This window comes from Serratia sp. PL7 (assembly GCF_945957435.1).
In genome coordinates this window covers 15,120-39,971 of the sequence record NZ_CAMFLB010000035.1, presented here as the reverse complement: position 1 = coordinate 39,971, position 24,852 = coordinate 15,120, and the positions used below count along the sequence as shown (strand labels likewise).

The 24,852-nt window shown below is 54.2% G+C and carries 22 protein-coding genes and 1 other annotated feature; of the genes, 6 read left to right on the top strand and 16 right to left on the bottom strand.

Going from position 1 to position 24,852, the window contains the following annotated elements:
* Positions 1 to 2 precede the first annotated feature (2 nt).
* The 4 genes from hisC to hisL form a co-directional block, all read right to left on the bottom strand.
* The gene (gene hisC, locus N6G83_RS49655; protein WP_024528606.1) at positions 3 to 1,067 is read right to left on the bottom strand and encodes a histidinol-phosphate transaminase; all 1,065 of its coding nucleotides are present in this window, start codon (positions 1,065 to 1,067) and stop codon (positions 3 to 5) included.
* Positions 1,064 to 2,371 carry a histidinol dehydrogenase gene (hisD, locus tag N6G83_RS49650; protein WP_211134793.1) on the bottom strand — a complete coding sequence of 436 codons (1,308 nt, stop codon included), beginning with the start codon at positions 2,369 to 2,371 and terminating at the stop codon, positions 1,064 to 1,066. Before hisD ends, hisC begins: the two co-directional genes overlap by 4 nt.
* 4 nt (positions 2,372 to 2,375) lie before the next feature.
* Positions 2,376 to 3,275 (bottom strand): ATP phosphoribosyltransferase, encoded by a 900-nt coding sequence (hisG, locus tag N6G83_RS49645; RefSeq protein WP_021179966.1) that lies wholly within the window; start codon positions 3,273 to 3,275, stop codon positions 2,376 to 2,378.
* 69 nt (positions 3,276 to 3,344) lie between these two features.
* Positions 3,345 to 3,480: a sequence feature (His leader region), on the bottom strand.
* The gene (gene hisL / locus N6G83_RS49640) at positions 3,456 to 3,503 is read right to left on the bottom strand and encodes a his operon leader peptide (RefSeq protein ID WP_100396937.1); all 48 of its coding nucleotides are present in this window, start codon (positions 3,501 to 3,503) and stop codon (positions 3,456 to 3,458) included. Its footprint overlaps the feature before it by 25 nt.
* 283 nt (positions 3,504 to 3,786) lie before the next feature.
* On the opposite strand from hisL, the gene N6G83_RS49635 reads away from it, so the two are divergent.
* The 3 genes from N6G83_RS49635 to N6G83_RS49625 all read left to right on the top strand — a co-directional run bounded on the left by N6G83_RS49635 (position 3,787) and on the right by N6G83_RS49625 (position 9,615).
* On the top strand, positions 3,787 to 4,611 hold the full coding sequence (locus N6G83_RS49635) for an SDR family oxidoreductase (protein ID WP_211134794.1): 825 nt from the start codon (positions 3,787 to 3,789) through the stop codon (positions 4,609 to 4,611).
* Between the two features lie 398 nt (positions 4,612 to 5,009).
* Positions 5,010 to 7,103 (top strand): TonB-dependent receptor PqqU, encoded by a 2,094-nt coding sequence (pqqU, locus tag N6G83_RS49630; protein ID WP_409529740.1) that lies wholly within the window; start codon positions 5,010 to 5,012, stop codon positions 7,101 to 7,103.
* A gap of 118 nt (positions 7,104 to 7,221) precedes the next feature.
* Positions 7,222 to 9,615 carry a glucose/quinate/shikimate family membrane-bound PQQ-dependent dehydrogenase gene (locus tag N6G83_RS49625; protein ID WP_211134796.1) on the top strand — a complete coding sequence of 798 codons (2,394 nt, stop codon included), beginning with the start codon at positions 7,222 to 7,224 and terminating at the stop codon, positions 9,613 to 9,615.
* 77 nt (positions 9,616 to 9,692) lie between these two features.
* Here N6G83_RS49625 and rimO read toward each other — a convergent pair whose 3' ends face one another.
* The 6 genes from rimO to N6G83_RS49595 form a co-directional block, all read right to left on the bottom strand.
* On the bottom strand, positions 9,693 to 11,024 hold the full coding sequence (rimO, locus tag N6G83_RS49620; protein WP_211134797.1) for a 30S ribosomal protein S12 methylthiotransferase RimO: 1,332 nt from the start codon (positions 11,022 to 11,024) through the stop codon (positions 9,693 to 9,695).
* A 188-nt stretch (positions 11,025 to 11,212) separates the two neighbouring features.
* Positions 11,213 to 12,193, bottom strand: a complete 981-nt coding sequence (locus N6G83_RS49615) for a magnesium and cobalt transport protein CorA (protein ID WP_211134798.1) — start codon at positions 12,191 to 12,193, stop codon at positions 11,213 to 11,215.
* 11 nt (positions 12,194 to 12,204) lie between these two features.
* Entirely contained in the window at positions 12,205 to 12,624 is a 420-nt protein-coding gene (locus N6G83_RS49610; protein WP_024528614.1) for a GNAT family N-acetyltransferase, read from the bottom strand.
* Positions 12,625 to 12,687: 63 nt separating this feature from the next.
* A complete protein-coding gene (locus N6G83_RS49605) occupies positions 12,688 to 13,104 on the bottom strand; it encodes a YjaA family stress response protein (protein WP_024528615.1) in 417 nt (138 codons plus the stop codon).
* Between the two features lie 52 nt (positions 13,105 to 13,156).
* Positions 13,157 to 13,777, bottom strand: a complete 621-nt coding sequence (locus N6G83_RS49600; protein ID WP_211134799.1) for a glutathione S-transferase family protein — start codon at positions 13,775 to 13,777, stop codon at positions 13,157 to 13,159.
* A 73-nt stretch (positions 13,778 to 13,850) separates the two neighbouring features.
* Complete coding sequence (locus tag N6G83_RS49595) at positions 13,851 to 14,507, bottom strand: HAD family hydrolase (protein ID WP_211134800.1); 657 nt, start codon at positions 14,505 to 14,507, stop codon at positions 13,851 to 13,853.
* Positions 14,508 to 14,923: 416 nt separating this feature from the next.
* Here N6G83_RS49595 and N6G83_RS49590 point away from each other — a divergent pair, with 416 nt between their 5' ends.
* Complete coding sequence (locus N6G83_RS49590) at positions 14,924 to 16,129, top strand: serine hydrolase (RefSeq protein WP_039995706.1); 1,206 nt, start codon at positions 14,924 to 14,926, stop codon at positions 16,127 to 16,129.
* Between the two features lie 42 nt (positions 16,130 to 16,171).
* On the opposite strand, the gene N6G83_RS49585 is transcribed toward N6G83_RS49590, so the two are convergent.
* The 4 genes from N6G83_RS49585 to deoC all read right to left on the bottom strand — a co-directional run bounded on the left by N6G83_RS49585 (position 16,172) and on the right by deoC (position 21,678).
* Positions 16,172 to 17,539, bottom strand: a complete 1,368-nt coding sequence (locus N6G83_RS49585; protein WP_024528619.1) for an L-serine ammonia-lyase — start codon at positions 17,537 to 17,539, stop codon at positions 16,172 to 16,174.
* 134 nt (positions 17,540 to 17,673) lie between these two features.
* Entirely contained in the window at positions 17,674 to 18,972 is a 1,299-nt protein-coding gene (locus N6G83_RS49580) for an HAAAP family serine/threonine permease (protein ID WP_065685373.1), read from the bottom strand.
* Between the two features lie 956 nt (positions 18,973 to 19,928).
* Positions 19,929 to 20,693: a DNA-binding transcriptional repressor DeoR gene (deoR, locus tag N6G83_RS49575; protein WP_074028900.1), complete on the bottom strand. Its 765-nt coding sequence runs from the start codon at positions 20,691 to 20,693 to the stop codon at positions 19,929 to 19,931.
* Positions 20,694 to 20,997: 304 nt separating this feature from the next.
* Positions 20,998 to 21,678 (bottom strand): deoxyribose-phosphate aldolase, encoded by a 681-nt coding sequence (gene deoC / locus N6G83_RS49570; RefSeq protein ID WP_074028902.1) that lies wholly within the window; start codon positions 21,676 to 21,678, stop codon positions 20,998 to 21,000.
* 225 nt (positions 21,679 to 21,903) lie between these two features.
* Here deoC and N6G83_RS49565 point away from each other — a divergent pair, with 225 nt between their 5' ends.
* Positions 21,904 to 22,722: a hypothetical protein gene (locus tag N6G83_RS49565; RefSeq protein WP_248006636.1), complete on the top strand. Its 819-nt coding sequence runs from the start codon at positions 21,904 to 21,906 to the stop codon at positions 22,720 to 22,722.
* Between the two features lie 32 nt (positions 22,723 to 22,754).
* Here the strand turns inward: N6G83_RS49565 and ybjG are convergent, their stop codons facing one another.
* Positions 22,755 to 23,360 carry an undecaprenyl-diphosphate phosphatase gene (gene ybjG / locus N6G83_RS49560; RefSeq protein ID WP_211135840.1) on the bottom strand — a complete coding sequence of 202 codons (606 nt, stop codon included), beginning with the start codon at positions 23,358 to 23,360 and terminating at the stop codon, positions 22,755 to 22,757.
* A gap of 6 nt (positions 23,361 to 23,366) precedes the next feature.
* A complete protein-coding gene (locus N6G83_RS49555) occupies positions 23,367 to 24,125 on the bottom strand; it encodes a phosphatase PAP2 family protein (protein ID WP_211135841.1) in 759 nt (252 codons plus the stop codon).
* Between the two features lie 159 nt (positions 24,126 to 24,284).
* Between N6G83_RS49555 and eco the strand changes: the two genes are divergently transcribed.
* Positions 24,285 to 24,797 (top strand): serine protease inhibitor ecotin, encoded by a 513-nt coding sequence (gene eco / locus N6G83_RS49550; protein WP_024528626.1) that lies wholly within the window; start codon positions 24,285 to 24,287, stop codon positions 24,795 to 24,797.
* Positions 24,798 to 24,852 lie beyond the last annotated feature (55 nt).

Sequence of the window (24,852 nt, the reverse complement as noted above, 5' to 3'; positions counted from 1 at the left end):
TCCTATGCGCCGGGCAGAGTATTGAGTGCGTCAACGACGCGCTGGCATTCGTTACGGGTGCCGATGGTGATCCGTAGGCAACCGGACAGGCCAGGCTGTTTATTTTGGTCTCGCAAGATAATGCCCTGATCCCATAAGGTTTTAAAGACATGACTTGAGGCGGTAAAGCGAACCAGCAGATAATTGCTGTCACTGGTGAAGACCTGCTCCACGCAGGCGCAGTCTTGTAACGCCTGCTGAAGCCAACTGCGGTTGGCGGCAATCTCGGTGACGCGCTGGCGCATAACACGGATCCCCTCGGTGCTCAGCGCCTGGGCGGCGATGTCGGCCACCGGGGTCGAGAGCGGATACGGGGCAATCACTTTCAGCAGCAGGGCTATCACTTCCTCATTGGCCAGGGTGAAGCCGCAGCGCAGGCCAGCCAGGGCGAAGGCTTTGGACAGCGTGCGCAATACTACCAGGTGCGGGTAATCATTCAGCCAGCTAGCAACCGAGGCCTGCGGGCAGAACTCGATATAAGCTTCATCGATGGCGACGATCGCTTTGCCTTTGGCCAGTTCCAGCAGGTTACGCAGATCGTTGGGATCGAGCAGGTTGCCAGTCGGGTTATTCGGGCTGCAGGCGTAGATCAGTTTGACGTTATCCAGGCTGGCAGCAATTGCAGGTAGATCGAGCTGCCAATCTGCTTTGGCGGCGACCGTGCGGCGCTCTACGTTAAAAGTCTCGGCGCTGACGGCGTACATGCCGTAAGTCGGTGGGCAAAACAGGATGGCGTCTTTACCTGGCTCGCAAAAAGCACGGATCAGCAGTTCGATACCTTCATCTGCGCCACGGCTGACCAACACCTGGTCTTTATTCACCCCGGCGTAGGCGGCGTAGCGCTCAATCACCAGCGCAGGTTGGCATTCTGGGTAGCGGTTAAAGGTCTGGGCGGTCAGTTGAAACTCTGGCGCAACCGGGTATTCGTTGGCGTTCAACCAGACGTCACCCTTGCCACCAAGGCGGCGTGCCGACTGATACGGGGTCAGCTCGCGCACGTTTTTGCGTGCTAATTCTTCGATGCTCATGCTTGCTCCTTCAGTGCGGCGACGCGTAGGGTCACGGCGTTTTTGTGGGCGACCAACTGTTCGGCGGCTGCCAGGATCTCAATGGTTGGGGCCAGGGTCATAAAGCCTTGCGGCGTCAGTTCCTGTACCGTCATGCGCTTTTGGAAATCCGCCAGCCCCAGGCTAGAGCAGGTGGCGGTATAACCATAGGTTGGCAGCACGTGGTTGGTGCCGGAAGCATAATCACCGGCAGATTCCGGCGACCAGTCCCCAAGGAATACCGAACCAGCGCTGGTAATGCTGTCTACCAGATCGCGCGCGCTGCGGGTCTGAATAATCAGGTGCTCTGGGCCGTACTGGTTGCTGATGGCGACACACTCGGCCAAATCCTTCGCCACAATCAGGCGGCTGCTGGCTAACGCTTGGCGAGCGGTTTCTGCCCGTGGCAGCTGTGCCAGCTGTTGCTCAACCGCTACGGCGACCGCTTCGGCCATCGCGGCGTCTGGGGTTAACAGAATGACCTGTGAATCCGGGCCATGTTCGGCCTGAGATAGCAGATCGGAAGCGACAAACGGCGGGGTTGCGCCGCTGTCTGCAATCACCAGCACCTCGGAAGGGCCTGCGGGCATATCGATGGCCGCACCGTCCAGCCGTTGGCTGATCTGACGTTTGGCTTCGGTGACAAAGGCGTTGCCCGGCCCGAAGATTTTCGCTACCCGTGGCACTGAATCCGTGCCAAACGCCATGGCGGCAATCGCCTGCGCGCCACCGACCTGGAATACTTCCTGCACGCCACAGAGTTTGGCGGCATACAGGATCTCATCGGCGATCGGCGGTGGGGAACACAGCACCACGCGGCGGCAACCGGCAATGCGTGCCGGGGTAGCCAACATCAATACCGTGGAGAACAGCGGTGCGGAACCGCCAGGGACATAGAGACCCACCGAATCGATTGGGCGGGTCACCTGCTGGCAACGCACGCCGGGCAGGGTTTCAACGTCTACCGCTGGCAGCTGTTGTGCATTGTGGAAGGTTTCCACGTTGGCGACGGCTACGGCCATCGCCTGTTTGATCTCGTCACCCAGCCGGGCGCAGGCTTGATCAATCTGCTCTGCCGTTACGCGTAATGCCGCGACTTCGGTTTTATCAAACTTGGCGCTGTACTCACGTAGCGCGCTGTCCCCGTTGGCCTTCACGTTATCGAGGATCTCGCGCACCGTGCGGGTGATGCTGTCCGAAGCCGAAATGGCCGGGCGCATCAGCAACTCCGCGCGCTGTTCCGCGCTGCAACTGCCCCAATTGACGACGGTATTGAAGTTTGGCATGGCGTTACTCCATCATCTTCTCAATTGGCAGCACCAGAATGGAGCTGGCACCCAGGGCTTTGAGCTTTTCCATGGTTTCCCAGAACAGAGTCTCACTGCTGACCATGTGCATCGCTACGCGGTTCTGAGAGCCTGCCAGCGGCAGAATGGTCGGGCGTTCTGCTCCCGGCAGCAGCGCGACGATTTCGTCCAGGCGTTCGCTTGGCGCGTGCAGCATGATGTATTTGGATTCGCGCGCCTGGATCACGCCTTGGATGCGGGTCATCAGGCGGTCAATCAACTGTTGTTTGGCTTCCGGCATTTCGCCGTCACGCTGGATCAGGCAGGCTTTCGAGCGGTAAATCACTTCCACTTCACGCAGGCCATTGGCTTCCAGGGTGGCACCGGTAGACACTAGGTCACAGATAGCGTCTGCCAAGCCTGCGCGCGGAGCCACTTCCACCGAGCCGTTCAGCAGGCAGGATTTAAAACGAACGCCTTGTTTATCGAGGTATTGCTTGAGCAGGTGCGGGTAAGAGGTTGCGATGCGGGAGTCTTGCAGGCTTTGCGGGCCAGAGTATTCGCTATCCAGCGAGGTGGCCAGCGACAGGCGGCAACCCCCAAAATCCAGGCGGCGCAGCGTGAAGTAACGCGGGTCTTCGCCCTGAGCACGGCGGTTGAGCAGTTCCTCTTCCAGCACGTTCTCACCGATGATACCCAGATCCACCACGCCATCCATCACCAGGCCAGGGATATCGTCATCACGTACGCGCAGGATATCGATCGGCATATTCTCGGCGAAGGCAATCAGGCGTTGTTGCTGCAGGTTGATCTTGATGCCGCAGCGGGCCAGCAATTCCTGAGACTCTTCGCTCAGGCGGCCTGATTTCTGCATGGCGATACGTAAACGTGTTTTGTCCAACATGGTAACCTCTGTTTAATCTGTAATTTTATGAATTTGTTATTAAAATTATTTTTCTGTCTGTCCGGAGCCAAAAAAAAACCCTCGGAAGATATCTTCCGAGGGCTCTTTCTTGCGTTTAGTTCGTTCTACGCGCCACTGGAAGATTCGAGAATCGTCTTCCAGCACACATCGCCTGAAAGACTAGTCAGGATGATGGTGATGATGGTGGTTGAACTGAACGCGAGTCATGTCATTTCTCTTTAAAATTGGGTCAGCCAGTGCTGAGGTGCTAATTAAGCTAAACTATCCGTTGTATAACTTGCAACCCTTTTTTGTGGTTATGAATTTAATTTATTGAAAGCGGCTGAGTTATTAGCCGTACGCGGCTTTACCCAACCTTAAGGTTAACCGATTGTAACCACCAGCGCGGTGGCGTAGCCTAGAGGAGTATCTCACTATCGCCTGCGGTGTGGCCGGTGGCCTTCCGCAACGGTGAAGTTGGGCTTGTTAGTCGATTCTTAGGGGCATACTGATGAAAAAAGTCGCCATTGTGGGTCTGGGTTGGTTAGGGATGCCGCTGGCTTTATCGTTAATGGGCCACGGGTATGAAGTGGTTGGCAGTAAAACTACGCCGGATGGGGTAGAAGCCGCGCGGATGAGTGGTATCGAATGTTATCGCCTGGAACTGACGCCGGAGCTGATTTGCGAAGCTCACGATCTGGAACAGCTGTTGTACACGGATGCATTGGTGATCACTCTGCCAGCCAGCCGTACCGTCGAAGGGAGTGCAAGCTACTTTGATGCCGTACGGATGCTGGTAGACAGTGCGATAGCGTTTGGCGTGCCGCATATTATCTTTACCAGCTCCACATCGGTTTACGGTGAAACCACCGGTACCGTTCGGGAAGATTCGCCGCTCAAGCCGGTGACATCGGCTGGCCGAGTGCTGGAGGAGTTGGAGCTTTGGCTGCATCAATTGCCCAACACGTTGGTGGACGTTTTGCGCTTGGCAGGGCTGGTGGGTGGAGATCGTCATCCAGGCCGTTTCCTGGCGGGTAAGGTTGACGTCAAGGGCGGTTCGCACGGGGTCAATCTGGTGCATCAGGATGACGTGATTGCGGCCATTCAACTGCTGCTGAAGCTGCCGAAGGGCGGGCACACCTATAATCTTTGTGCGCCAGGCCATCCGCTCAAACGTGATTTCTACCCGGCGCTGGCCGAGCAACTGCATCTGCAACCTCCGCAGTTTGCGCAAGAAGATGAACAAGAAGGGCGGCTGGTGGACGGTAGCCGTATCTGTAACGAGCTGGGGTTTGAATATCAATACCCAGACCCGAATCGCATGCCGATCGGTTAACCAAATCAAACTGTCCCGCAGCTTGCGGGGCAGTACTCCCCAAAAAATCTTGCTTATTTTTTTACCCTCTCAGTTTGATTATTAAACATGACTAAATTATAAGGAAATTAATTTTACGCATTGATATTGATAGCAATAATCTAAATCCTTCACATTCCCCCACTTAAGACTCATCATTTATATTTATCATTTGTGTAAAATTCGAGTTAACGGAAGTCTGAGTTTCTCTCCGCTATTTTCAAACTGTTGCGATAAGTATTAACATACGCTCGGTTTTTTCTAAAAGGTACCTATCCTCTCAAGCGTCTAATGGCAGTTTTTACATGAATTTTCTTAATAAAAAAAATACAGCGATCTCACCTATCGCCATTTCTGCGCTGTTACCTTGCGCTCTGTGTATGGCGGTAAACGTACAAGCCAGCGATCGGGCAGTGGACCAATCTTCCATGGTGGTCACGGCCAAGCGCAGCGGTCTTTCAGAATTGAGTACTCCGGCAGCGGTTAGCGTGCTTAATGGCGATGAACTTCGTCAGGCCAGGCCGCAGATTAATATCTCTGAAGGGCTGGGCAGCGTGCCGGGGCTGCAAATACAAAATCGCCAGAATTATGCGCAAGATTTGCAACTGTCAATCCGTGGGTTTGGCTCGCGCTCAATGTACGGCGTACGCGGCGTACGCATTTATGTGGATGGTATTCCTGCCACCATGCCGGATGGCCAAGGGCAAACGTCGAATATCGATCTCAATTCAGTGGATAAGGTGGAGGTTTTGCGCGGGCCGTTTTCTGCGCTGTATGGCAACGCTTCCGGCGGCGTCATCAATGTAGAGACCGAAACCGGCCAACAGCCAGACAAGATTGAAGCGGGTATGTATAGCGGCAGTGACGGCACCTGGCGCTACGGCATGAAAGCCAGCGGTGCAACCGGCGATGGTACGCACGCCGGTGACGTGAACTACGCCGTCTCCGCGACCCGTTTTACCACCGAAGGGTTCCGCGACCACAGTGGGGCACGCAAGAACCTGGGTAACGCGCGTTTGGGTGTGCGCATTGATGATGTCAGCACGCTGACGCTGTTATTTAACTCGGTGGATATTAATGCCGACGATCCCGGTGGTTTAACCGAAGCCGAATGGCACGACAATCCGCGCCAGGCCCCAAGAGCAGATCAATACAACACGCGTAAAACCATCTCACAAACCCAGGCCGGGTTGCGCTATGAACGCCAGATGAGCGCCAATGACGATCTGAGCATCATGACTTACGCCGGTGAGCGGGAAACTACGCAGTATCAGTCAATTCCAGTAGCCGTACAGCAGCGTAGTGAACAACATCCCGGCGGAGTGATCTCTCTGGCTCGTCATTACCAGGGCATCGATACTCGCTGGACTCATCGTGGCGAAATGGCCACTTTACCCTTCAGCGTGACGGGTGGGCTCGACTACGAAACCATGACCGAGCAGCGCAAAGGCTATGAGAATTTCACGGTAGTTAACGGCGTTAACGAATTGGGGACCAAGGGTAATCTTCGGCGGGATGAACGCAACCTGATGTGGAATGTGGATCCCTATCTGCAAACTTCCTGGAACCTGACCCAACGTTTGACGCTGGATGCCGGCGTGCGCTTCAGCACCGTCAATTTCGACTCCAACGATCGCTATATTACCGGCAGTAATGGCGATGACAGTGGCGATGCCCGCTATCACCAGTGGCTGCCAGTAGGCTCGCTCAACTATGCGTTGACCAAGGCCTGGAATATCTACGCTTCCGCCGGGCGTGGCTTTGAAACCCCGACCATCAATGAACTCTCTTATCGCCCCGGTGGCGTGGCGGGGCTCAATCTAGATTTAAAACCTGCTACCAGCGATACCGTTGAACTGGGAAGCAAGACCCGTATCGGCAACGGCCTGTTCAGCGCGGCGCTGTTCCAGACCGATACCAAAAACGAAATTGTCGTCGATGAGAGCAGCAATGGCCGCACCAGCTACAAGAACGCGGGGCAAACCCGTCGCCGTGGGGTGGAGTTAGCGCTGGATCAACAGTTCAACTACGACTGGCGTCTGCAAATGGCCTGGACGCTGCTGGATGCCACTTACCGCGATGATGTCTGCGGCGACAGCATCTGTTCTGCCGCAAAACAGGTGCCGAAGGGCAACCGCCTGCCGGGGATTGCCCGCAATATGGGATACGCCTCGCTGGCCTGGTCGCCGCCGCAAGGTTGGTTCGCCGGTGCTGAACTGCGCTATATGAGCGATATCCAGACCAACGATCAGAATTCACAGCAGGCACCGTCCTACACTGTGGCGGCGCTGAATACCGGATATCGCTACCCGGTAGGTAACTGGCAATTTACCGTTTTTGGCCGGGTAGACAATCTGTTTGATCGCCAGTACGTCGGCTCGGTGATTGTCAACGAAGGCAATGGCCGCTATTTCGAACCCGCTCCAGGCAGAAACTGGGGTGGGGGCATGAGTGTTGCTTATTCATTTGAGTAGTAAGCAGGAGTACAGCGGGGAACCTAACCCCCGTTGAGTTGTTATCTTGGGATGGTTATTTATGACACCAGTGAGTGCGCCAAAATTTGCGCGTTGCTAGCGGTGGGAGAAAGTGAATATGGCAAAGACAGGCAATAAACGAAGTATAGGGAATTACTTGATGTGGCTGCTGGGGGGGCTGATGGGCGTCATCGGCCTCGCGCTGGCAATCGGCGGCGTTTACCTGGCTTCATTGGGAGGGAGCCTCTATTTTGGGTTGATGGGCGTGGTGATGCTGATCGCTGCGGTACTGGTGATCAAGCTCAAACCTGCAGGCATATGGGTGTATGCGCTGGCCTTTGTGTTCACCCTGATTTGGGCGTTGTGGGACGTTGGCCTGGATTTCTGGCCGTTGTTCTCACGCTTGTTTATGTTCGGCGTGCTGGCCTTCCTGGCCGCGTTGGCCTATCCATGGTTGAAGAAACGTGCCGGTCATCCGGTTCGCGGCTCTGTCAGCTATTCTTTGGCTGGGTTGCTGGCGGTTGCGCTGGTGGCCGGATTTGGTTACACCTTTGTGCCTACGCCACTGGTGGCGGCTAAGGAAGATATTCCGGTTAAACCTGTGGCTGCCGGTAGTGAGCAGAAAAACTGGGAACATTGGGGGAATACCACCCACGGTGACCGTTTTGCCGCGCTGGATCAGATCAACAAGTCTAACGTCAGCAAGCTGAAGGTGGCGTGGATTGCCCATACCGGCGATATTCCACAAAGCAACGGCTCTGGCGCTGAAGACCAGAATACCCCGCTGCAGATCGGCAACACCCTGTATGTCTGTACCGCTTACGGCAAAGTGCTGTCGTTGGAAGCCGATACCGGCAAAGAGTTGTGGTCCTACGATCCTAAAGCCTCTGCACCTAACTGGCAGCGTTGCCGTGGCCTGGGTTATTACGACAATGCGGCTCAGCCAGCCTCATCGCCAGTGGTTGCCGCTAACGCTACGGCACCGGCCATGTGCGAACGCCGTCTGTTCCTGCCAACCATCGATGCGCGTTTGATTGCCATTGATGCCGATACCGGCAAACCTTGCGCCGACTTTGGTGATAAAGGTACTGTCGATCTGAAAGCGGGCATGGGCGAAGTTAAACCGGGTTATTACCAGCAAACCTCGACCCCATTGGTGGCGGGTAACCTGGTGGTGGTCGGTGGCCGCGTGGCGGATAACTTCTCTACCGGCGAACCTCCTGGTGTGGTACGTGCTTATGATGTGCATACTGGTGAACTTGCCTGGGCATGGGATCCGGGTAACCCGGCCATTACCAAGCTGCCGCCAACGGGTGAAACCTATACGCGCGGTACGCCGAACGTGTGGTCCGCAATGTCCTACGACGCCAAATTGAATCTGATCTATCTGCCGACCGGTAACGCCACGCCTGACTTCTTTGGCGGCGAGCGTACCGAGCTGGATGATAAATACAGCTCTTCCATTGTGGCTGTTGATGCCACCAGTGGCAAAGTGCGTTGGCATTTCCAAACCACGCATCATGACCTGTGGGATTTTGACCTGCCTTCCCAACCGTTACTGTACGATCTGCCAGACGGCAAGGGTGGCACGACACCCGTGCTGGTGCAAACCAGTAAGCAGGGCATGATCTTTATGCTCAACCGTGAGAACGGTCAGCCAGTGGCGAAAGTGGAAGAACGTGAAGTCCCGCAGGGCAATGTGCCTGGCGAACGTTACTCCAAAACCCAGCCGTTCTCGGTGGGAATGCCGAATATTGGCAACGAGACGCTGACCGAGTCCGACATGTGGGGCGCAACGCCGCTAGATCAACTGCTGTGCCGTATCGAGTTCAAAGGGATGCGTCACCAGGGCGTCTATACACCGCCGGGTATCGACCGTGCTTTACAATATCCTGGCTCGTTGGGCGGGATGAACTGGGGCAGCGTCTCGGTGGATCCGAATAATGCCATCATGTTTGTTAACGATATGCGTTTGGGGCTGGCCAACTCGATGGTGCCACGCAGCAAGGTGCCGACTGGCGCCAGTGGAATCGAAATGGGTCTGGTTCCGATGGACGGTACGCCGTTCGGTGCGATCCGTGAACGCTTCCTCTCCCCACTGGGCATTCCATGCCAGAAGCCACCGTTTGGCACCATGTCAGCGGTAGACCTGAAGTCGGGCAAACTGGTGTGGCAGGTTCCAGTAGGTACGGTGCAGGATACGGGGCCGCTGGGCATTAAAATGCGTATGCCGATGGAAGTGGGCATGCCAACGCTGGGTGCTAGCTTGTCTACTCAATCCGGTCTGCTGTTCTTTGCTGGTACTCAGGATTTCTACCTGCGTGCCTTCGATACGGCAACCGGGAAAGAGATCTGGAAAGAGCGTCTGCCAGTGGGCAGCCAGTCCGGCCCAATGACCTTTGTATCGCCGAAGAACGGCAAGCAATACATTATCATCAGCGCTGGTGGTGCTCGTCAGGCCGCTGAGCGGGGTGACTATGTCATTGCCTATGCTCTGCCAGACGAAAAGTAACTAGCTGGTAGTTCACCAATAAATAAAGGGGTTAGCACTGCTGCTAACCCCTTTATTGTTTTTCGCGGTGGTCGAAGTCAGACCTTGGAACCCCAGAGATCGTACTCGTCGGCGTTCTCAATCTTCACTTTGACGATGTCGCCGACTTTGACATTGGCTTCACCGTTGAGGTAAACCGCGCCGTCGATTTCCGGTGCGTCCGCCATGCTGCGGCCAATGGCACCTTCCTCATCCACTTCGTCGATCAGCACCAGCACTTCGCGGCCAATCTTGTCTTGCAAGCGTTGGGCGGAGATTTGCTGCTGCAACTGCATAAAGCGATGGAAGCGTTCTTCCTTCACTTCTTCTGGTACCGGGTCGGCCAGTTCATTAGCGGCAGCACCCTCTACCGGGCTGAACTTGAAGCAGCCAACGCGATCCAGCTTGGCTTCGGCCAGGAAGTCGAGCAGCATCTGGAAGTCTTCTTCGGTTTCCCCAGGGAAGCCAACGATAAAGGTGGAGCGCAGCGTCAGCTCCGGGCAGATTTCGCGCCAGCGCTTGATGCGCTCCAGCGTGCGTTCAACCGCGCCAGGGCGTTTCATCAGCTTGAGGATTTTCGGGCTGGCGTGCTGCAGTGGAATATCCAGATAAGGCAGGATCTTGCCTGCTGCCATCAGCGGGATCACGTCATCCACGTGCGGGTAAGGGTAAACGTAGTGCAGGCGCACCCAGGCACCCAGGCTGGAAAGCTGTTCACACAGGCTGACCATGCTGGTTTTTACCGGCTGGCCGTTCCAGAAACCGGTGCGGTGTTTGACATCAACGCCGTAGGCCGAGGTGTCTTGTGAGATCACCAGCAGCTCTTTCACCCCAGATTCCACCAGGCGTTTGGCTTCATCCAGCACGGAGCCGATCGGGCGGCTGTCCAGATCGCCACGCATCGATGGGATGATGCAGAAGGTGCAGCGATGGTTGCAGCCTTCGGAAATCTTCAGGTAGGCGTAGTGCTTTGGCGTCAGCTTCACGCCCTGCGCCGGGGTCAGGCTGGTAAAGGGGTTATGTTCCGGTTTCGGCACATATTGGTGAACGTGGGACAAAACCTGTTCGTAGCTGTGCGGCCCGGTAATTTCCAGGACCTTCGGATGCACCTCACGGATTTGGTTTTCCTTGGCACCGAGGCAGCCGGTCACAATCACCTTGCCATTCTCGTTCAAGGCTTCACCGATTGCTTCCAGCGACTCTTGAACGGCGCTGTCGATAAAGCCGCAGGTGTTCACGATCACCAGCTCGGCATCATCATAGCGGGGCACTACCTGGTAACCTTCGTTACGCAGTTCAGTCAGGATCCGTTCAGAATCAACCAGGTTTTTCGGGCAACCTAGTGAGACAAAGCCGACACGGGGGGCTTTTGGGGTCATAGTTTGTGACATAGCTCAATCCAAAATAGAAACGGGCGGATTTTACACTTGGGCAACGGGAAATTACACCGTTATATGTTGGCGGCGTAAACAAAAATGGCCCAGATTGATGACAAAGCCAGACGGGCGCATGCAGCGCCCTACGTAACATAGCCAGCAGCAGTCTCGGCCCTGGCAGTATAGGCCGTTTTGCTGGCGATCTATAACCAGCCGGAACGCTTGAGTTTTTGGTACAGGAAGAAGCAACCGGCGACGGTGACGCCCAGAGTGGTGTGGTAAGCCCAGGGGAACTTCAATTCGGGCATATCGGCGAAGTTCATGCCGTACAGGCTGAAGATCACCGTTGGAATGGCCAGGATCGCCCCCCAGCCAGCCAATCGCTTAACCACTTCGTTTTGTTTGACGGTCACCAATGCCAGATTGACGTGCATGGCGTTGGTCAGCATTTCACGCATATCGTCTAGCGTGCTGGCGACCTGCCGAGTATGGTCCTGTACGTCGCGAACGTAGGCCCGCAGCTCTTTGGGGATCACATCCTCGTGCAGATGAATAAGTTGGTTGCAGATCTCATCCATCGGCAGGGCAGCATTACGCAGGCCGAGCAGGTGTCGGCGCAGGCTGTAGACGTTTTCGATGGCGGTTTCGTCAAACTCCGATCTGAACATGTTGGACTCGATGTCTTCGATCATCGTTTCAAACTTGCCGACGATATGGCGATAGTTGTCGACGATAAAATCCAATACCGAATACAGCGCGAAACCAGGCCCGTAGCACAGCTGCTTGGGGTTTTCCTCTGCCTTGGCGCGGATAGGGGCATAGCTGGAAGAGGCACCGTGGCGCACGCTGATCAGGAAGTTTTTACCAACGAAAAAGTGGGTCTCACCGTATTCGACTTCTTCTTTCATCCACTGTGCGGTTTTCACCACGATGAAAAGCGAGTCACCGTAGGTTTCTATTTTTGGCCGCTGGTGGGCGCAAAGGGCGTCTTCGATCGCCAGATCGTGCAGACCGAACTCCTCCTGGATCTTGCGCATGAACGCATCTTCCGGTTGCCACAAGCCCAGCCAGATAAAGGTATCCGGCTCCTTGACCACTTCGCTGATATCCTCAATCGTCACGTCGGTCAGCCGTTTACCGGCCTTGTACGCCACGCAGTTGATGACCATTGCCTGGGTATCCATCGCGTTACCTGTCAGTCTGTGAGGGTTTTGGTGAAGAAATAGCGTTCATGCTCTACCGGATAATCGTGTAGTGTCATCTGAAGCTGATAGCCCTGTTTTTCGTAGAATGGCCGAGCCTGGAAACTGAAAGTATCCACCCGAGCATAGCGGCACCCTGCGGCAATCGCCTGCTGTTCGGCCGTCTGGATTATCTTCCTGCCGACCCCTTCGCCCCGCAATGTATCGGAAACCCATAGCAGCTCAATGCTCAGCCAGCGGCCTACGGTGCTGCCGGTTAACCCGGCGAGTTTATTACCCTGATCATCCAGGACAAAAACCCCGATGTTTTTGTTCAGGATATCGCCGACAAATTGGTAGTTAAAAGTCTTCAAATGATTGCGAATCTCTTCGGTATCTTCTGGCTGTAGAGCATCTGTTACGGTGATTTTCATGGTGCCTCCTGGATGGTTCAACTAACTTAAGCACAGCGCAGGGAAAATGCAACATATTGAAATTTAGGTGAGTTTGAGATCGGCGGCGGTAAGCACCTGGTCAGAATTCATTAAGAAAATGCGTTTTACCGTATCATCACTCAGGGGATGCGGGTCTGCATAAACTGAGTGATATCCTTTGGGGAAGCTTGCAACGGTAATTTCCTGCAGGATCCGCTGCTCTACCTGGCTAACGCCGCCTTCCAACATTTCCATTGCATGGATCACGATGTCATGACGAAAATGGCGGCGTTTAAGCTGGTTGATAAACCCAGGAAAGAACTGCGGTACCAGATTGTGCAGGCAGTATTCGGCAATAAAAAACTGGCCGATCAGCAGCCGTTGAGTGCTGAAAGGCCCGACTCTAGCGGCGCTCTTCTGGGTATCAAGGCTTTTCAATGTCAGATGGTTACGGCGTACCTGTAAATAAAACAATGACATACTGCTTCGTACCTCCGTTGTACGAAGTGCCCCGTTAGGGGCACTATGGCAATCAAGTGAGTGGGATCATTACTGAGTGTTGGTAAGCAGGGCGTGCGCACAACCGTTGATACCAGCGCTCCATATGCGGGCTGGGCTGGCGTTCGATCGGTATGGAAAACCAGGCGTAAACAAAGCTGCCGAGCGGAATATCGCCGATGCCGAACTCTTGGCCTGAGAGATAGGGCTGCTCAGCCAATGTGCGTTCGATGATAGTAAAGTGTTGCTCCAGTTCAGCAATGGCGGCCTGAATCAGGGCCATATCGCGCTTTTCGGGCGGAGTGCGAACCATACCCCAGAACACGGTGCGGAAGGGGACGGCAATGGTTGAGGTATTCCAGTCCATCCATTTTTCTGCCGCAGCGCGAGCCTGGAGATCCTGCGGGTAAAATGGCGTCTGGCCGAACTTGGCCGCCAGATAACGCACGATGGTATTGGATTCCCACAGCACGAAATCCCCATCCTGCAACAGCGGCACAAGGCCGTTGGGGTTAAGCGATCGGTAAGGTTCTTCGTTAACCTTGCCGAAGGCACCACCGGCGTTGATATGGGTGTAATTCAGCCCTAACTCTGCGGCACACCAGCGCACTTTTTTGACGTTGTTGGAATTTTCACGGCCCCAAATGGTCAGCACAAAGCACCTCTTCATCGACAGATAAAAGTAACCCTCATACCTACGCTACAAAGCCGTTTTTGTCACCTTGAAATCAGCGTTCCCAGTGGCAGACTTCCCAACCGTGCAGCTCTGCCAACGCGCCAAGATCGCTATTCGGGTTAATGACGGTGGCGCTGTCGACGTATTCCAGCATGGCTTTATCGTTAATGGAGTCGCTGTAGCCGTGGCTATGGGCAAATTGCAGTTCAGGGTGTTGCTGCAACCACTGTTGCAGGCGGATGACCTTACCCTGCTGGTAGGTCATGGTGCCGTAGGTATTGCCGGTAAAACGGCCCTCTGCTACCTCGACACCGATAGCTAGCGCTCCATCAGCGCCCAGTTGCTCGGCGATGGGGGCAACCAGGTGTTCGCCGGTTGCTGAAATCACCAGAATGCAGTCGCCCCGTTCACGATGCCATTGCATGCGTTCGCGTGCCGCGGGGTAGACACGGGGCAGAATATCCCGGCGAATATAGCGCTGCACCCAACCAGCAACGGTCTGGGTACTCAGGCCCGCCAGCGGAACCAGCGTTGCCTGCATATAATCTTCCATCGACAGCTGGCCCTGATAGTAGGATTGCATCAACAGTTGCTCTTGGCGTTCCAACTCTGCCGGGGCGAACCCTTCGGCCACCAGCCAGCGAACCCACAGGCTGGCGCTGTCATCATCAATCAGGGTTTCATCCAGATCGAACAGGGCTAAATCCATCAATATTTCTCCGGCAAGGAATGCTGCGGGCTACAGGATAACGGATACGCGCGGCTGCGAGCCAGTTGCCGCGGTGAAATGCGCAGAGCATAAGTAACTTTGATGACAGTGCGGCGACGGTTTGTTGAAAGTTTGCATAACCTGGCACATAGCCTGATTTCCAACCAATTTCTCTGCGGTAACGTACAGTTATGTAAAAATGCAGAAAAATCAGCCTAAACCCTGCAAAAATAAGAGCAATCTAATAAACTCACAGCGAGGGCACTTTTGGTGCCGCGTTGGCCCAAATGGGAGCCGCTGGGTATTTCGCGGTTGGCAGCGCGGCCTCGTGCCACTCTCGCTGGTTGGCTGAAAACGTGAACATGTTTGAAAGTTAACGCTATTTCAATGGTTTGAATGGACACTCTGGCGACGTCATGATGAAAAATAACCGTTCCACTCCTCTTGGTAAATTGGCCCTCAGCGTAGGTGTCATGTTGTTGGTTGTGCCTACCGTACAGGCAGCAGAGGCTCCGGCCGCACCACAGGTCGATGCGAAAGCCTATGTCTTGATGGATTACAACAGCGGCAAGATCCTGGCAGAAGGTAATGCGGATACCCGCCTGGATCCCGCGAGCCTGACTAAAATCATGTCCAGCTACGTGATTGGTCAGGCGATGAAAGCCGGTAAAATCAAACCGGACGATCTGGTCACCGTGGGCAAAGATGCCTGGGCAACCGGCAACCCGGTGCTTCGTGGTTCTTCTTTGATGTTTATCAAACCTGGCGACCAGGTACCGGTATCGGAACTCAATAAAGGCATCGTCATCCAGTCAGGTAACGACGCCAGCATCGCCTTGGCGGACTTCGTGGCGGGTAGCCAGGATTCGTTCGTTGGCTTGATGAACAATTATGGCAAGTCCCTCGGCCTGCAAAATACCCACTTCCTGACCGTGCATGGTCTGGATGCCGAAGGGCAGTACAGCACCGCACGCGATATGGCGTTGCTGAGCCAGGCGCTGATCCGCGACGTGCCGGATGAGTACGCGTTGCATAAAGAAAAAGAGTTCACCTTCAACAAGATCCGCCAGATAAACCGTAACCGCCTGCTGTGGAGCACCAACCTGAATGTGGATGGTATCAAAACCGGTTACACCGGCGGGGCCGGGCATAACCTGGTCGCCTCGGCCACCGATGGCCCAATGCGCCTGATTTCTGTGGTGCTAGGGGCTCCGAGTGACCGTGTGCGCTTTAGCGAAAGCGAGAAGTTGCTGACCTGGGGCTTCCGTTTCTATGAAACCGCAACGCCAATCAAGGCCGATAAAGCCTTTGTGACGCAGAAAGTGTGGTTTGGTGACGTGGGCGAGGTGCCGCTGGGCGTGGCGAAGGATGCCGCCGTCACTATTCCCAAGGGGCAGATGAAAAACCTGAAGGCCAGCTACAAGCTTAATCAACCGACGCTGGAAGCGCCGCTGGCGAAAAATCAGGTGGTAGGTACCATCGATTTCCAACTGGATGGCAAAACTATCGAACAGCACCCGCTGGTGGTGATGCAGGAAGTGAAAGAAGGGAACTTCTTTAGCCGCATGTGGGACTTTGTGATGATGAAGTTGACCCAGTGGTTCGGCGGTATTTTCGGCTAATCTTTGTTTGATAAGGGGCCAACAGTGGCCCCTTCTGCCAGATCAATTACATGCCACTACCTTGATGGCTAATCCGCCCTGAGAGGTCTCGCGGTATTTGGAATTCATGTCCTTGCCGGTTTCGTACATGGTTTCGATCACCTTATCCAGGCAAACGCGCGGCTCGCTGGTGCGACGCAGTGCCATACGTGCGGCGTTGACCGCCTTCACGGCAGAAATCGCGTTACGTTCGATACAAGGCACCTGAACCTGTCCGGCCAGTGGATCGCAGGTCAGCCCAAGATGGTGCTCCATGGCAATCTCTGCGGCGATACAAACCTGTGCCGGGCTGCCGCCCATCAGCTCCGCCAGACCAGCTGCCGCCATTGAGCAGGCAACGCCGACTTCCCCTTGGCAGCCCACTTCAGCGCCGGAGATTGAAGCATTCATCTTGTACAGCGTGCCGATCACACCGGCAGTCAGGAAGTAACGGCTGTAGGAGTTGGTGTTCACTGGGCGGATAAACTGGTCGTAATACGCCAGCACCGCTGGAATGATACCGCAGGCACCGTTGGTGGGGGCCGTGACCACTCGGCCACCCGCTGCGTTCTCTTCGTTGACCGCGAACGCGAACATATTGATCCAATCAACTACGTTCATCGGGTCGATATTGTTCTTGTCACCGGTTACCAGAATGCGGCGTAGGGCGGCGGCACGGCGCTGTACCTTCATCGGGCCGGGGAGCAACCCTTCGGTATTCATACCGCGTTCGATACCGGCACGCATCACCTGCCAGACGTCGGCAAAGTGCGCTTCGATCTCTGCTTTGCTGCGCAATGCCAGCTCGTTCTGCATCACCAAACCGGAAAGTGAAAGCCCGGTATCTTTGCAGTGCTGCTGCAAATCCAGCGCGGAACGATAAGGGTAGGGGACCGCAACGCTATTGTTGGCCGATTGGCCGAAGTTTTCTTCATCAACGATAAATCCGCCGCCGATGGAGTAATAGGTTTTGCTGTGAAGTAACCGATCGCCAGCATAGGCGCTGATCGACATGCCGTTTTCGTGCAGCGGCAGGTTAGTGCTGTGGAAGTTCATGCCACCAAGCTGTGGAAAATCGACCTCGTGCACCCCCTTTGCCAACAACAGGCGGCCACGCTGCTCTACATCACGAATAAAGCCGGCGATGCTGTCGATGTCCACGTCATGGGGCAGATTGCCCGCCAGGCCCATAATAATCGCGATGTCGGTATGGTGCCCTTTACCCGTCAGTGACAGTGAACCGTAGACGTCAACCGCCACCCGCGTTGTATCGTGGAGTTGCCCGGCGGCCTGCAAATCATCAATAAACTGTTTACCGGCTTTCATCGGGCCGACGGTGTGGGAACTGGAAGGGCCGATGCCAATTTTGAAAATATCGAAAACGCTGACCATAGTCTCGCTTCCTTCTTGAAGTTAATTCCCTCAGCCTGCCGTTTAGGGGGCATAGGGGTCATGCTTGAGTTCGCGGCGGGGCAGGAGGGGGAGATTCGAGATAACCGGTGCCATAAGGCACCGGCTGAGCGCTATTAACCGAACAGGGTGTACAGGATGGCAGAGATGGCAATCAGGCCCATCACGACCACAAATACGTTGCTGATGTGGCCGCTGTACTTGCGCATGGCAGGCACTTTACGGATCGCATACATCGGCATCAGGAACAGCAGCATCGCGATGATTGGGCCGCCCAGGTTCTCGATCATACCCAGAATGCTTGGGTTCAGTGTGGCAACGATCCAGGTGGTCACCAGCATGAAGATGGCAGTGATGCGGTTAAGCTTGTGGGTGGTGATGGTTTTGCCACGGCTTCTCATCGATTTGGCAATCATGCCGTTAAAGCCTTCACGAGCACCGAGGTAGTGGCCCAGGAAGGATTTGGTGATGGCGATAAAGGCGATGACTGGTGCGATGTACTCGATCACCGGGTTGTTAAAGTGGTTAGCCAGGTAAGACAGGATGGAGATGTTTTGCGCTTTGGCTTCGGCCAGATCCGCCGGGGACAGGCTCAGCACGCAGCTGAAAACAAAGAACATCACGGTCAGCACCATCATGATGTGTGCGTAGCCCAGGATGCGGGAACATTTCTTCTCAGCGTCCACGCCGTACTCTTCGCGTTTTGCGACTGCAAAGGCGGAGATGATCGGTGAGTGGTTGAACGAGAACACCATAACCGGGATTGCCAGCCACAGGGTGATCACCAGGCCGTGGCCCAGGCTGCCGCCAGAACCGGCCAGTGAGACGTTTTCGAAGATGGCACTGCTCCAGTTAGGGATCAGGTATAGCGCCAGCAGCATCAGCACCGCAACAAACGGGAATACCAGGATACTCATGGTCTTCACGATCGCCTGCTCACCGAAACGCACGATGCCCATCAGGCCAACGATCAGGATCAGCGACAGGATGGCACGCGGTGGCGAAGCCATACCCAATTGGTGGGTAATGAAGCTGTCCACGGTGTTGGTGATCGCGACGCTATAAACCAGCAGGATTGGGTAAATAGCGAAGAAGTAGAGCAGGGTAATGAGTTTACCCGCGCTGATGCCAAAGTGTTCTTCTACCACTTCGGTGATGTCTTCACCTGGGTTTTTGCCGGACAAAACGAAACGGCACAGGCCACGGTGGGCAAAGAAAGTCATCGGGAAGGCGATGATGGCCATGATGATCAGCGGGATTAAACCGCCGATACCGGCGTTGATTGGCAAGAACAAGACGCCAGCGCCGATGGCGGTGCCGTAGAGGCCCAACATCCACATGGTATCTGATTTACGCCAGGCCGTGCTGGAACCTGAGGCTGCAGAGGCGATAGTGCCAGTCTGTGTAGTGTCCATAAATATCTCCGAGGTGAACACGATAATTTAAAATAAAAAGAAAAACTTAAGTTTAAAATCCGCTGGTGAAATAAGTGGCTGTCTCACCAGTGGTAAAATCAGTTGTTACAACTAGAGGATGAATTGCGCCTCTGAATTGTTTATCAGGCTAATGATGTTGCTAACCTGTCCAAATGGTTTCTGCTGTTAACGGTGTCAACGCCGATGTTTCTGTCGGAGGAGCAACTGCCCACCGATTTTGTTGGCGGCAAGATAACGATTTACAGCAGAAACAACCGTGATCTCGCTCCAAAATGCGTGATGTGTGCGGTTAAAGGCTTTTATTGTAAATTTTCATGCAAATGTTGCGCGTTTGTGCGAAACATCATGCTGCAACCGCTCTCACTAATCCCACAACCTTTATCCGGTTTGTGTAATGTTTAACCGGATAAAAACCTGTCTTGTGTGGCAGGGCGAGCAATATATTTTATGTGCTGGTTTGGATCTAGCTAAAAAGCCGGATTTAGCCGTTTTAGTGATGTAGATCACGTTTGGTTATTAAGGAAGAAAATCTTATCTTATTGTTTTTAAGATTATTTACTGATTTTCACCATCAATGTGGCTGGAAGATGATGGCCGTAATAAGACGTTTTTAATCATCATATAAATAAGGCTAAATACTGATAATTTGATTAAAAGTAGCCGATAATTTTTTGCCAAAAGGCGGCTTAACGGGGCTGGTGGAAGAAAGGAGACATGTTATCTGGGGGAGATTTGATGCAAATTACTGCAATAATGTTCTGCGCGGAATAATAACGCTGGCAAGTTGTTGCAATCCATTAACCTGTAATTATCGGCCATTAGGAATATTTTAAGTTTAATTGCTTAAAAAAAAGCCTGAGTTTAACGAAAAATTCGCAACCGTGTCCCTGAAGTCGCTCCGGGGACACGGCATAAAATCGGCCGTGAGGCCAAGATCAGAAACGCAAAGTAACCGCGTGTTGGTTGAAAAAGTCGATGAACTCGGGGTCAGGTTGGCGATCGGTGATGACTTTATCGAACAAGGCCAGTGGCCCTATGCAGGCTGGCTTGGTTTGGGCAAATTTGCTGTGGTCGGCGACCAGGATTTTTTGCTGCGCCTTGTCCAACGCTTTGTGTTTCATCGCCAGCTCGTCAAGGTTGAAGCAGGTTGCGCCGTGCTGCAAAGTGATGCCTGCTGCGGAGATAAAGGCCACGTTAGGGCAGATGTGGTCCAACTCGTTATGTTGGCCAATAGCGGTGAAAATGTAGTTGCTCGGTTTGAATTCGCCGCCGCACAGGATCACCTTGCAATTGGGTTTGTCCTGCAGCGCCAGGAAGGTGTTGAGTGAGTGGCAGATGGCGGTAAAGGGGAGTTCATCGGCAATGGCGTCGATAATGGCCGGGGTGGTGGTGCCACAGTCAAAGAACACCGTGTCATTTTCGTTGACCAACGGAGCTGCCAGCATGCCAATACGGCGCTTTTCCGCCACCTGTTTGGCTTTCTGATCGGAGACAAAGTAATTGGTCACCCCGTTGATTCGCGGATCGGCTACGACATAACCCCCAAGCAAGACCACCGCAGCAGGCTCGGCACTGAGATCGCGCCGGATGGTCATTTCCGAGACGCCGAGCAGTGCGGCTGCTTCTTTTAAGTGGATCTTGTCAGAACGCTTTAGAGCCTGAACTAGCCGGTTGATACGTTCGTCGCGCCGGGTTTCCATCAGTTATTCCTACAGGTTTATACCCCAGGTTTCTCAAGTGTGGCCGAAAGGGATAAAGGAGCCAAAAGTCTTTTTCGTTCGCTCCAACACAATAATGCGGAGTAGTGCAGACCCAGTTCGCACTGAGGGCACAACCCCGCATTATACCCGTCGTCTTTCAAGCTACAACGTTGTTACCTGCGCTTACTCACCTCAGTCACTTACCCAAAAGTAAGCGCCTGGAGATGAGTAAGCTTGTCGCCTGGCTGCAGCTCGAAATCCATAGGGTATTTTTGTTGTTATAACTAGATAGAGCTAGCGAAAATCAGTAGCTACCTGCGTCAGCCGCATCGCCAGAAACGATCGCAACGCCCGAGCTGGTGCCGATACGTGTTGCTCCGGCGGCAATCATTTTCCCTGCGGTAACGCGATCGCGCACTGCGCCAGAGGCTTTGACGCCCATCTCGCTGCCCACGGTAGCACGCATCAGTTTGACGTGGTCTTCACGAGCGCCGCCAGTGCTGAAACCGGTAGAGGTTTTAACGAAAGCGACATCCAGTTCACGACACATTTCACAAACCACAACGATTTGTTCATCGCTGAGCAGACAGGTTTCCAATATTACCTTCAACGGAATAGCCGCGCAAACTTCACGCACCGCGGCGATATCGGCCTTCACTTCGTCATTCAGGCCGCTTTTCAGCCAACCGACGTTGATCACCATGTCGATTTCCTGGGCACCGGCGGCAATGGCAGCTTTGGCTTCGAAAGCTTTGGAGACGGTCAAACCCGCCCCCAGAGGGAAGCCGATAACCGAGCATACTTTAACGTTGCTTTCCTGCAGCAGGTGAGCGGCCAACGGGACATAACCCGAGTTAACGCAAACGGCATAGAAATTATGCTGACGCGCTTCTTCGCACAGTTGGTTGATCTGGCTTTCCGTGGTGTCCATAGCCAGCAGGGTATGGTCGATATAGCGAGCGTAATCAATCTGTTCAGTAGTCATGGTCATTCCTCAGTGGGTGTAATAACGCTTTGGATGTTAGTAATGTTATAATCCTAACATTGTCACATCGCAATTGGTAGCTGTATTAACACTAATTTTTGAGTCATTAGCGGAATTGATGAGCATCATCTGCCACAGAATGGGCTGGTAAATGTTATTTAAATAACATAGATTACACCTTGACCAATCCGTTCACGGTGCAACGGCTGCCCCTGAGGAAAGAAGATGAAGACGATCATTAATCTGAGCCCTGGATTGTTCGGCACACAGCCGAATGAAGTGTATCGCGGCGCTGGTTTTACGGTGACCGCGTTTATGTTTCCTGGTGATATCGCCGCGTTGGCGCTGCAAAACCAGCGGGGTACCTTAACGTTGTTGCCCTACCAGGATTTGATGATTTGGGATGCGGTGTTTGACGGCCAGTCTCTCAAAGCAAAAGCCAGCCGATCGCAGCCTCGACGTAATGATGCCCGTGGCTGTTTTGCCTCTCACCAAGGCTTGCCAGCTAATTATGGTGCGGTGATTGATGTCTGGCTGGAGGTAGAGGAGAAAGCGATCACTGTACGAGTCAGCACGGCCGACGGCCCTTGCCGCATCCAACCGGCCGTTCAGCTAGCCGCCAGCAGCACACAGTTCAGTATTGAAATGGTGATCAACAACCTGGCCGAGCAGGCCCAGCCATTGAGTTATATGTGCCATATGAACTATGCCTGCGAAGAGGGGGCCGTTTTCCGCCAAAATCTGCCGGGTTGTGCGCTCAATATCCGTGATAATCCACAGCGGGTCATTTGCTCTGACGACCTCTCGCTGTATGTCGATCAGGCCGAGTTCTTTATGCTGGCACCGTGCGGCAGAAGGTTTGTAACCCGTTTTGCCACCGGCCAATTCAGCTATGCCGTCTTACAGCGGCCACGAGCCAACTCGCGGGCGACGGCTTTTGTCCAGCCAGCCAGTTGCAGCCCAGAGGTTGCAGCGATAACAATGGCAGTGATGTTAAAAGCGGGGGAGATGCGGGAGTTCCGCGTGACGACCGGTATGCTATAGCTGGCGGGGGGTAAGCCCCCCGCGGGCAGGTATTACTCCTTCACCCATCCTTTACGGATCGGGAAGGCGAACAGAAAATGATACAGGCGGGTCAGACGCTGGGCGATGGCATCACCAAACAGGTTCCACACCAATTGGGCAAACAGACAGCCTACGCAACCCACCAGGAAACCGCCCACCATATCCAGTGGCCAGTGCACGCCGAGGAATACCCGGGACCAGGCAATGGCGATTGCCACGACCATCAGCAAAAGTCCGGACCAGGCGCGATGCCAGCACAGGAAGGCCAGGGCGAAGGTGAAGATGGCGGTGCCATGATCGCTGGGGAAGGAACTATCTGGTGCATGTGCCAGAAAGGTATAGCCAATACCGGTGACAAACGGGCGTTCATGGGGCAACAGCGCACCGATGGTGGCTGCCGCGCTCATGGCAAATAACAGGGCAATGGTCGTTTTAGCTACCACTTCTCGCTGTGTTGCCAGTTGGCCATGTGCCCCCCAGAACCACAGGCCAACAATCAGCAGAGGGATAATGGCGATCAGATCCCGGGCGATGAAAGTGGCAAGATCGATTAACCATTCCGGGCTGGCCGGAGTGGCATTGATCCAGGCGAAAAGAAGATAGTTCAACTGCTCCATTAAGTATTACCTCGTTTTACGGCGGAAATAGCCGCTAATACACCAATAAACAGCCACCTGGCTGAACCAAACCCACCACCCGGCCCACAGGTTATGGGAAAGAAAATGTGCGCCCCGCATGATCTGGCCAAAACCCATAAGCATGCCAAGCGTGATGCCGCCCAGCCAGCACCAGTAAGCCAGGCGCGGGCGTTGCGGATAAAACAGAAAGAACAGTGCCATCAAGGCGAAGCCGCTGGAGGCGTGCCCTCCGGGGAAGCAACGGCCAGGCCCCGGAAAGGCTGGCGTGCTGCCAAACAGGGGAAACGACATCGCTTTGCCACCGTACTCCAGCAGATCCCAAGGGCATGAGTGTGCGCTGGTGGCTTTTAGGATCCCCACCACCAACGGCCCAATGCCGATCAACAGCATGGTGACGATCAGCCGCGCGTTACGGCGATAAATTCCCCAAAACAGCGCCAGCACCGCTCCGGCGATCACCGATATCTTTAACAACCGATGGTTGATCAGATCCAGCCAGTAGTTGTTCTGCCAAGGAAAACGCTGGCTGGCGGCGTCATACCAATAATTACTGACCACCCAATCCAGTTGTTCATTGCGTGACAGCCAGATAAACAACAGCGCAGCCACCATCAGCCCAAAGGCTTGCCAACGGTAAAAGGATGTGGGCAAGGAGTAAAGGGCGTCAGTCTGAATTTGGCTAGCCGTTGAGGATTGATTTAATGACGATTGTTTGGCGTTTGATGGGTTCACACGGTGGCTCATAGGCGGTAATGGATCAGGCTACTGTAATCATCCCGTCTTAAGAAAACCTTAATGAATGGCAAGAGGCTTGGGGACGATATCCAGATTTGGCCTATAATTTAACGGCGTAAAGTATGCTAGCGTAGTTGGGTATTAGGTTATGAATTGTAAGGATAAAAAATGAACAAGCTTTCTATGGTAGTGACCAGCCTGCTGATGGCTGCGTCTGTCAGCGCCGTTGCTGCAACCACCGCAAGTACTGACGATCTCAATATGCAGCCGTTGGAAAAAGTAGCACCGTTCCCGAAAGCAGAGCCGGGCATGAGCCGGCAGGTCATTTATTTACCCAAGCAGGAGAATGAAGAAAACTTTAAGGTTGAACTGCTGATTGGCCAAACGCTGGAAGTGGATTGCAATCGCCACATGATGGGCGGCAATCTGGAGAGTAAAACGCTGGCCGGTTGGGGTTACAACTATTTTGTACTGCCGAAGCTCTCGGCTCCGGCCTCTACCATGATGGCTTGCCCGGATAATACCAAGCGTAAGGAGTTCGTTGCCGCTCATCTGGGGGATGCCGCAATGCAACGTTATAACAGCCGCTTGCCGATCGTGGTTTACGTGCCGAAGGACGTTGAGGTGCGCTATCGTATCTGGTCAGCCAGCGAAAATACTGGCCGTGCGGTAACTAAATAAACTACTGCATGTAGGGGCGCCGCATGCGGCGCCCATCTGAATATTCAATGGCAAA

What these genes read in the sequence shown, in the direction of transcription:
- hisC (WP_024528606.1), bottom strand. Translation starts at nt 1,067, where the DNA reads ATGAGCATCGAAGAATTAGCACGCAAAAACGTGCGCGAGCTGACCCCG.
- hisD (WP_211134793.1), bottom strand. Translation starts at nt 2,371, where the DNA reads ATGCCAAACTTCAATACCGTCGTCAATTGGGGCAGTTGCAGCGCGGAA.
- hisG (WP_021179966.1), bottom strand. Translation starts at nt 3,275, where the DNA reads ATGTTGGACAAAACACGTTTACGTATCGCCATGCAGAAATCAGGCCGC.
- N6G83_RS49635 (WP_211134794.1), top strand. Translation starts at nt 3,787, where the DNA reads ATGAAAAAAGTCGCCATTGTGGGTCTGGGTTGGTTAGGGATGCCGCTG.
- pqqU (WP_409529740.1), top strand. Translation starts at nt 5,010, where the DNA reads ATGGCGGTAAACGTACAAGCCAGCGATCGGGCAGTGGACCAATCTTCC.
- N6G83_RS49625 (WP_211134796.1), top strand. Translation starts at nt 7,222, where the DNA reads ATGGCAAAGACAGGCAATAAACGAAGTATAGGGAATTACTTGATGTGG.
- rimO (WP_211134797.1), bottom strand. Translation starts at nt 11,024, where the DNA reads ATGTCACAAACTATGACCCCAAAAGCCCCCCGTGTCGGCTTTGTCTCA.
- N6G83_RS49615 (WP_211134798.1), bottom strand. Translation starts at nt 12,193, where the DNA reads ATGGATACCCAGGCAATGGTCATCAACTGCGTGGCGTACAAGGCCGGT.
- N6G83_RS49610 (WP_024528614.1), bottom strand. Translation starts at nt 12,624, where the DNA reads ATGAAAATCACCGTAACAGATGCTCTACAGCCAGAAGATACCGAAGAG.
- N6G83_RS49605 (WP_024528615.1), bottom strand. Translation starts at nt 13,104, where the DNA reads ATGTCATTGTTTTATTTACAGGTACGCCGTAACCATCTGACATTGAAA.
- N6G83_RS49595 (WP_211134800.1), bottom strand. Translation starts at nt 14,507, where the DNA reads ATGGATTTAGCCCTGTTCGATCTGGATGAAACCCTGATTGATGATGAC.
- N6G83_RS49590 (WP_039995706.1), top strand. Translation starts at nt 14,924, where the DNA reads ATGATGAAAAATAACCGTTCCACTCCTCTTGGTAAATTGGCCCTCAGC.
- N6G83_RS49585 (WP_024528619.1), bottom strand. Translation starts at nt 17,539, where the DNA reads ATGGTCAGCGTTTTCGATATTTTCAAAATTGGCATCGGCCCTTCCAGT.
- N6G83_RS49580 (WP_065685373.1), bottom strand. Translation starts at nt 18,972, where the DNA reads ATGGACACTACACAGACTGGCACTATCGCCTCTGCAGCCTCAGGTTCC.
- deoR (WP_074028900.1), bottom strand. Translation starts at nt 20,693, where the DNA reads ATGGAAACCCGGCGCGACGAACGTATCAACCGGCTAGTTCAGGCTCTA.
- deoC (WP_074028902.1), bottom strand. Translation starts at nt 21,678, where the DNA reads ATGACTACTGAACAGATTGATTACGCTCGCTATATCGACCATACCCTG.
- N6G83_RS49565 (WP_248006636.1), top strand. Translation starts at nt 21,904, where the DNA reads ATGAAGACGATCATTAATCTGAGCCCTGGATTGTTCGGCACACAGCCG.
- ybjG (WP_211135840.1), bottom strand. Translation starts at nt 23,360, where the DNA reads ATGGAGCAGTTGAACTATCTTCTTTTCGCCTGGATCAATGCCACTCCG.
- N6G83_RS49555 (WP_211135841.1), bottom strand. Translation starts at nt 24,125, where the DNA reads ATGAGCCACCGTGTGAACCCATCAAACGCCAAACAATCGTCATTAAAT.
- eco (WP_024528626.1), top strand. Translation starts at nt 24,285, where the DNA reads ATGAACAAGCTTTCTATGGTAGTGACCAGCCTGCTGATGGCTGCGTCT.